Origin of the sequence: Corallococcus llansteffanensis, assembly GCF_003612055.1 — a bacterium.
Lineage (GTDB): Bacteria > Myxococcota > Myxococcia > Myxococcales > Myxococcaceae > Corallococcus > Corallococcus llansteffanensis.
Window position 1 is genome coordinate 1 of sequence record NZ_RAWB01000486.1, and the last position, 7,508, is coordinate 7,508.

Below are 7,508 nucleotides of genomic sequence, written 5' to 3' on the forward strand. Positions count from 1 at the left end.
CTCTCCCGGCTTGTTCTCGTCCTCGCCCTCGTCTGGGGCGGTGCTGTCCTGGCCCAGCCCCCGCGCCGCCAGCCCCAGGACTTCCAGAACCGCAAGGAGCTGACCCAGGAAGAGAAGGACGCCGCGAAGGCGCGCGCTATGGGCAACAACCTCAACGGTTACGGCAAGGACGTGCAGATCAAGGAGACGCCCATCCCGTGGATGGCCATCGGCCTCGTCGGCATCGTCTTCCTGGTGGCCACGCCCTTCGCCATCCGCGCCTACCGCGGCACCGTGAAGGAGATGTCCACGAGCAACACCTTCGGCATCCACGAGCGCGGCGGCGAGGACGAAGCCTAAACGCGTTGGCGCATCACGCCGGACGGACCTCCACCGCTCCGTTCGGCTCCACGCGGATCCGCACGGGCAGGAACCGCTCCAGCACCTCCGCCTGGGTGATCAGGTCCCCGGTGACGCTCGCGGCGGTGAACCGCGTGGTGCCCGGGGTGACGGGCCCCAGCCTCCCGGACGCGAGCAGCGCCGCCGGCAGGAGCAGCTGCTCCGCCAGGTGCTCGTCCAGCGCCCCACCCGTCTCCATGAACCGGGCCAGCGCCTCCGCCGCCTCGCGGCCCACGGCCTCCGCGTCGTGGCCCCGGTCTCCCAGCGACGTGAAGGCCGCGACGGTGTGCTCGAACTGCGCCTGCACGAACGTCACCGTGCCCTGCGAGCGCGTCACCGGCAGCGGCCGGTTGTCGGCCTCCGCCAGGATGCCGCGCTCGCGCAGCGCGGCCACCGCGGCGCGCGACTGACGCTCCGCCACCGCGAAGGGCAGCCCCCCCACGAAGGACATCACCCGCACCTCGCGCAGCACGCCCCGCGCGGGCAGGTCCACGCGCAGCGGTGGTTCAGCCGGGGCGCCCACCTCCGCGGTGAACTCGCCCCCGCCCTCCGGGTAGAAGCCCGCGTGCGCCAGCGACAGCTGCACGGGCAGCCCGTACGCGCGGGCCACCGGCAGCCACGCCCCCGTGAGCGCGTGGAAGCTGGGGCTGTGCGGCAGGTGCGTGGCCCCGCGCAGCGTGAGCCGTCCGCCGCCGGCCAAGGCCAGCGGGTACACGAGGCACTGGAAGAGCAGCGGCGTGCTGCCCGCGGTGCCGACCTCCAGGAGGTAGTCCCCTGCCCGCACCGGGCCCGGGGTGAAGTGGAACGCGGACGCGCCCACGACGGCGCCCTCGCTGGTGCTGCTGCTCAGGGCCTCCGCGCCGCGCACGTACGCCAGGTGCTGGGGCCTGAGGCCCGGGGGCTCCCGGTGTTCGCGCAGCCGGGTGAGCTGGAAGGGGCGCCCGGTGATGAGCGACAGGCTCAGCGCCGAGCGGAGGATGTGGCCTCCCCCGTCCCCCATGCTGCCGTCGAGCTGCACCAGCCCGACGTCGGTCCGGTCCTGACCGGTCATGTCCCTCCCGTCATCGGCTGAAGCGGAGTGAGGCGGGGTGAAGCAGCAGCCTGCGCGCGCGGCAGCCTAGCAGACCCCGCGCGGCAGGCTGGTGACTACTCGTCCAGCGCCGGGAGCACGGAGACCTTCAGTGCACTGGGATGCGCCGCCGAGTGATGGACCCGGTGCATGGCGCGCACGAAGTCGGACTCCTTCGCTTCGTAGATGCTGGGCACGAAGGTCTGCGGGTTGCGGTCGATGAACGGGAACCAGCTGGACTGCACGTGCACCATCAGCCGGTGGCCGCGCTGGAAGGTGTGGAACACGTCGTTGATGACGAAGCGCACCTTCGTCACCTCGTTGGGCGTGAAGGGCTTGGGCTGCACGTAGCCGTCGCGGAAGCGGCCCCGGAACGGCTCGCCTCGGACCAGCGTCTGCTGGCTGCCCCGGTTGCGCTCGCCGGACGCGTCCTGCTGCTTCGTCCAGCCGGGCAGCTTTCCCGGGTTCACGTCCACCAGCTTCACCACCCAGTCCGCGTCGGTGCTGGTGGTGGACACCCACAGCTCCGCCTCCAGGGGGCCGGCGACGGTGAGGTCCTTCTCCAGCGGCGCCGTCTGGAAGACGAGCACGTCCGGCCGGCGCGAGGTGAAGCGCTGGTCCTCCGTCATGTAGTTCCTCGACCAGCCGGGGCTCAGGTCCTGCGTGTAGGGCACGGGCTTGGACGGGTCGCTCACGTACTCGTCGAACGACGCGGTCTTCGAAGTCGGCGCCTGGAACGTGAGCGCGCCCTGGGGCTGGAAGAACAGCCGCGTCTCCTTCACGCCCTTGGGGGGCCACGCGTCCAGGCGGCGCCAGCGGTTGGCGCCGCCCTCGAAGACAAGCGCCTCCGGGACGGCGGGGGCCGCTGCGCCCTTGAGGTGGTGCTGGAAGAAGGCGAGCACCAGGTCCTGGTAGGTGTCGGTCGTGGTGAAGCCGAACTCCGCGTCGCCCAGCGAGGCGCCTTCTTGCGTCCAGCCGCCGTGGAACCAGGGGCCCATCACCAGCGTGTTGGTGATGCCGGGGTTCTGCTTCTCGATGGCGGCGTAGGTACGCAGCGGGCCGTACAGGTCCTCGGTGTCGTACCAGCCGCCCACCACCATCACCGCGGCCTTGATGTTCCTCAGGTGCGGCAGGAGGTTCCGCGCCTGCCAGAAGGCGTCGTAGTTGGGGTGCGCGGTGATGTCCTTCCAGAAGCCGACGTCGCCGCGGAAGTGCTTCGCGTCCGCGTTGCCCAGTGGGCCCAGGTCGAGGAAGAACTCGTAGGCGTCCGGGGTGCCGAACTCGAAGTTCTTCCACTCCGCGTCGTCGGTGAGCGTGGGGCGCGGCTTGCCGAAGGCGGAGAAGAAGCTGAAGGCGAGCTGCAGGTTGAAGGCGCCATGCCGGTGCATGTCGTCCCAGAACCAGTCCGCGATGGGCGCCTGCGGCGACACCGCCTTGAGCGCGGGGTGCGAGTCGATGGCGCCCGCGGACGTGTAGAAGCCCGGATAGGAGATGCCCCACATCCCCACGCGGCCGTTGTTGTTCGGCACGCGCTTCACCAGCCAGTCGATGGTGTCGTAGGTGTCGCTGCTCTCGTCCACCTCCTTGCCGCGCTTGGTGGCGCGGTGGGGGCGCACGTTGATGAACTCGCCTTCGGACATGTACCGGCCACGCACGTCCTGGAACGCGAAGATGAAGCCGTCCTTCTCGAAGTCCAGGGGCCCCAGGCTCTTGGGGTAGCGGTCCGCGCCGTAGGGGGCGACCGAGTACGGCGTGCGCATCAGCAGCACGGGGTAGCGCTTCGTCGGGCTCGCGTCGTTGGGGATGTAGAACGACGTGTAGAGCTTCACGCCGTCGCGCATGGGGATGCGCACGTCGAACTTCGTGTAGTGCGAGCGGAGGTACGCGGCGCGCTCGGGGGTCAGCTCATACGCCGACGGTGGCTTCGGAGGCGCCGCGGGTGGCGGCGTCTGGGCGCCAGCGATGCCGGACAGGGAGAACAGCGCGAGTGCGGCCAGGATGCGGGTGTCCAAGGACGTGCCCCCCACTTCGTACGGGTCTTGAGGAGCGGCATTCTGGGGGATGCGGCCGGAGCAAGGAAGCACTCCGTGCGCGGGGAGGACGGCAAGGTTTGCACGACGGCCCGCACGGAGGGCCGTGCCGATCTTGCACACCCGGCAGGCCTTGCACGACCGCGCATCGCACACGCGGGCGCTCCCGAATTTCGCGCGGCGCCAGCGTAGCTGGCATTGGGATCGCATGAACGCGCGCCCGGACTCCGCGTACGCGCGGGAGGAGATGGACGTGTCGGCAATCATGAAGTCGTGGAAGCGGTGGCTCGTGGGCGCGGTGGTGCTGACGGGCACGGGCGTGGGCGCGGAACCTCCGCCGACGAACAGCGCGCAGGGGACGCGGCTGCATGGCTCGGAGCGCTTCGAGTTCGTCAACGTGCCGCTGACCACCGTGGAAGCGCCCTCCCCCGTGGGATCGAAGTGCACGTCGGGCCTGGCCTCGGTCGCGGGGGGACGGCTGCTGGTGACCCAGTCCTGCACTCCGGACGGGGGCGGGATTGTCCTCAAGCGGTTCGTGGAGGGGCCGGCGCTGAAGGGCACGTCGTTCCGCGCGCCGTTCGAGGGCCGCTCGGTGAAGCTGACCGTCGCGGAGGTCCGGTGCCACGAGGACATCACCCTGCCCACGTCCGCGTGTACCGCCGAGAACGTCCAGGCGGGCAAGGCGCGGTGGGAGTACCGGGTGATCGCGTCCCCGGCGGACAAGCAGGAGATTGCCCTGTGTCCCACGGGCAGTGGCTACGCGCTCGCGGTGCCGAACGCCTGGTCGACGTCGGGGGACCTGCTCACGAATCACGACTACTTCACCTTCGCCTGCGCTCCCCGGGACGAAGGCGTCTCGGGCAAGCCGTTCTTCGTCGGCGGTGGCGTCATCGCCAAGTGCATCGACTGGGGCTATGCGCCGTGGGCCGGGGCGACGTCCACCTCGGACACCATCGCCCGGGAGTACCACCAGCTCTGCACGCGCATGGCGGTGGCGGACTACTGCGGCGAGGGGCGCAGCAACACGCTGGACGGGACGCCGCTGGCGTTCATGGGCCCGGAGCACGCCGCCGCCATCAGCCCCCTGGGCAAGCTGCCGTCAACGCTGGCGCCGGACGGCTACGCGTTGGAGGCGGTGTGGACGATGGATGCCTGTGGCCTCGCGCGGCCGGTGTGCCTGGGCAAGAAGCGCTGGGACTCGTTGGCGGCGGAGGGCACGTGCCTGGACGCCAGCCTCCACATCCCGGAGACGAAGGTCACCTGCGAGATGCTGAACCTGTCGAACCTGGGCGACCGGGTGCTCGTGTCGTATTCGCCCTTCATCGACCACGCGCTGGTGACGTTCAGGCGCGGGACCACGGAGTACATCACGACGACCGCCGTGGAGGGCAACCCCGGTGAATCCGCGGGTGGGACGGCGCTGGGCGGCTTCGAGCTGGCGCCGGGACTGGGGGGCCAGGATCCCGACAGCTTCGAGCCGCTGCGGGTCGAGGGCCCCATCCTCTCCGCGACGCTGTCCACCGACTTGAAGCAGCGGATGGGGACCTTCATCAAGCCGCTGTACCGCTGCGTGACGTCCACCGGTCGCAACCTGCTGACGGACTCGAAGGACTGCGATCTGGTGCCTGGGTACACGCTCAAGTCCATCGCGGGCGACCAGGGCCTGGAGGGCTTCGTGTACAGCAGCGTCGACACCACGAGCTCGGGCCAGCGCCGGCCCCTGAAGCTGTGGCGGCATTCGACGACCGGGGTCTTCGCGACGTCCACGGAGGCGCCGTCCGGGTTCACGTTCGTGCGGGACCTGGGCTACCTGCCCGCGGTGGGCCAGCTTCCGGGCCGCGACCTCTGAGCGTCACGGCACGGACGCGCACACGCGCAGCCCGATGAAGGGGAAGCGCGTGCGCGGCTCGCCGTCGCCGTGGTTGAGGACCCGGGCGGTGAGCGCGTCCTGGTAGAACGACCCGCCGCCGTACGCGGCGGTGCCTCCGGTGTCCGTCACCAGCCACTCCCACACGTTGCCGGACAGGTCCGCCACGCCGAAGGGACTGTCCGACACGGGATGCGAACCCACCGCGTCCGGACCGAAGGCGCGCGGCTTGCGGCCGTAGGTGGCGTCGAAGTTGGCGTCGTCCGGAGCGAGTGTCGGGCCGTGCGGGTAGTCGCGGCCGTCCGCGCCCCGGCCCGCGCGTTCCCATTCGCGCTCGGTGCACAGGCGCGCTCGGGGGACGCGGCCAGTGGTGTCGAGCCAGGCGACGTAGGCGCGGGCGTCCTCCCACGAGACGCCGGACACGGGGAAGCGGCGCCAGTCCTGCTCGGCGCGCAGCTCGCGGTCCTGGTAGCGCAGCGGCTCCCCTTCCTTCGCGTGGTAGGCGACGCCCTCGTGTTCCAGGTGGAAGGTCCAGGTTTCGTCGGTGGATGGGAGCAGCTCGATGGTGCCGAAGTAGTTGGTGCCTCGGGGCCTGCGTGCGGTGCGCTCGGCGGCGGGCAGCGTGCGCAGCCAGGTGAGCCAGTCCGCGTAGGTGACTTCGTGGCGCGCGATGAGGAAGGCGCCGGTGGTGAGGGGGTGCACCGGGCGCGTGCGCACGACGGTGCGGCGGATGCTCTCGTCGTCGCCGCTGCCGTAGAGGAAGCGGCCCGGGGGCACGTAGACGTAGCCGTCCGGGACGTGCTCGGGGAGGACGACGCGGGCCTGGAAGGTGCCGCCACGCCCGAGCAGCACGGGGTAGCGCACGGGAGGACGGTCTGGTCGCGTGAAGGTCAGGCGGTAGGAGCCAGGTTGCAGCGTGAGGCCCGAGGTGATGGGCGTCGTGCCGAAGGTCCAGGGCCTGGACCAGTGGGGCGGACCCGGGAGGGGCTCCACGCTTTCAACCTGGACGACGGCGCCGGGCGGCTCGCTGTCCAGGTCCATGCGGACGGGCGCGGTGAGCTGGCGGCTCGTGGTGGCACCTGGGTCCACTTCTTCCAGGCGTTGGACCAGGGCCGTGCGGACTTCGGGTTTGCGGTCGCGCTCCGCGATGAGGATGCGCTGCAAGAGCACTTCGGCGAGGCGTTGATCCAACGCCTTGTCCCGGCCCTGGCCCACGCGTGCCTGGGAGGCTTCGAGGATCGCGGTGGCTTCCTCGTAGCGTCGGGCCTGCTTCGCGCCCAGGGACAGGGCTCGGGCCCAGACGTCCTCGGCGAGGGGGACACGGTCGGTGTCGAACGCGGTGAAGGCCTCCGCGCGGAGTGTTTCGATCTGGGTGTCCAGGGTCCGGCACTCGTCGAGCACGGGGGCGACGGAAGCCAGGGCCTGCTGCGCGTCGAGGCGCCGGGAGCGTTCACCGAGCCAGTTGCCTCCGACCAGGATGGCTACCGCGAGCAGTGGGAGCGCGACCACGCGGGTGATCCGCACCCACCGGGGACGGGGCGGCGTGGCGAGGGTGAGGTCTTGAGCACCGGAGCGTCGCGCGGAGATCGACTCCAGCGCTTCGCGCAGGGCCTCCGCGGAGTCGAAGCGCGCGGACGGCTCATGCGCGAGACAGCGTGTGAGGACCGCCGCGAAGGCGGGATCGATCCGCGGGGCCGCCACGTCCAGGGGCGCGAAGGTCCGTGCCACGAGCGGGGCCTCCGCGAGCGGCCCGGGCGTGGTACCGCCGCACAGCTCGTAGAGGAGCACGCCCAGCGAGAAGAGATCGCTGCGGGCCGTGGCCGGTTCGCCCCGCCACACCTCGGGCGCCATGTAGAGCGGGGTCCCGATGCGGCCCGTGGAGATGAGGTCGGAGGGAGAGGCCGGGAGCTCCGGTGGGCGTGGAACCACGGTCGCGGTTCGCAGTGCGCCGCTCGCGTCAGCAACGCCTGGATGATCAGCTATCGCGCTCCGCTGTGATCCGCTCGGGTTGCCGATGCCCGTGCCTCCCGTCGTCGCGGTCCGCTGCGATCCGCTCGCGGCACCGATGCCCGTGCCTCCTCCCGTCGTCGCGCTCCGCCGCGAAGTCCCTCCCCCTCCGGTCCCCGGCACGTCCACCGTCGCCGCGCCCTCGACCGCCCCACCC

Annotated in this window: 5 protein-coding genes; 2 read left to right on the plus strand and 3 right to left on the minus strand. The window is 71.1% G+C overall.

The genetic code is table 11. The annotated features are described in order from the left end of the window. The coding region (locus D7V93_RS32745) for a hypothetical protein (RefSeq protein WP_244237659.1) at positions 1 to 339 on the plus strand (339 nt) is incomplete at its 5' end. A 13-nt stretch (positions 340 to 352) separates the two neighbouring features. Here the strand turns inward: D7V93_RS32745 and rtcA are convergent. Together rtcA and D7V93_RS32755 are read right to left on the minus strand one after the other, a co-directional pair. Beyond that, complete coding sequence (gene rtcA, locus D7V93_RS32750) at positions 353 to 1,429, minus strand: RNA 3'-terminal phosphate cyclase (protein ID WP_120647123.1); 1,077 nt, start codon at positions 1,427 to 1,429, stop codon at positions 353 to 355. 95 nt (positions 1,430 to 1,524) lie between these two features. Beyond that, positions 1,525 to 3,459, minus strand: a complete 1,935-nt coding sequence (locus D7V93_RS32755; protein WP_208723232.1) for a CocE/NonD family hydrolase — start codon at positions 3,457 to 3,459, stop codon at positions 1,525 to 1,527. A gap of 226 nt (positions 3,460 to 3,685) precedes the next feature. Here D7V93_RS32755 and D7V93_RS32760 point away from each other — a divergent pair, with 226 nt between their 5' ends. After that, positions 3,686 to 5,326 carry an ADYC domain-containing protein gene (locus tag D7V93_RS32760; protein ID WP_120647124.1) on the plus strand — a complete coding sequence of 547 codons (1,641 nt, stop codon included), beginning with the start codon at positions 3,686 to 3,688 and terminating at the stop codon, positions 5,324 to 5,326. Positions 5,327 to 5,329: 3 nt separating this feature from the next. Here the strand turns inward: D7V93_RS32760 and D7V93_RS32765 are convergent, their stop codons facing one another. After that, positions 5,330 to 7,273 carry an SUMF1/EgtB/PvdO family nonheme iron enzyme gene (locus D7V93_RS32765; RefSeq protein ID WP_158623914.1) on the minus strand — a complete coding sequence of 648 codons (1,944 nt, stop codon included), beginning with the start codon at positions 7,271 to 7,273 and terminating at the stop codon, positions 5,330 to 5,332. Between the last annotated feature and the right edge of the window lie 235 nt (positions 7,274 to 7,508).

What these genes read in the sequence shown, in the direction of transcription:
- D7V93_RS32760 (WP_120647124.1), top strand. Translation starts at nt 3,686, where the DNA reads ATGAACGCGCGCCCGGACTCCGCGTACGCGCGGGAGGAGATGGACGTG.
- rtcA (WP_120647123.1), bottom strand. Translation starts at nt 1,429, where the DNA reads ATGACCGGTCAGGACCGGACCGACGTCGGGCTGGTGCAGCTCGACGGC.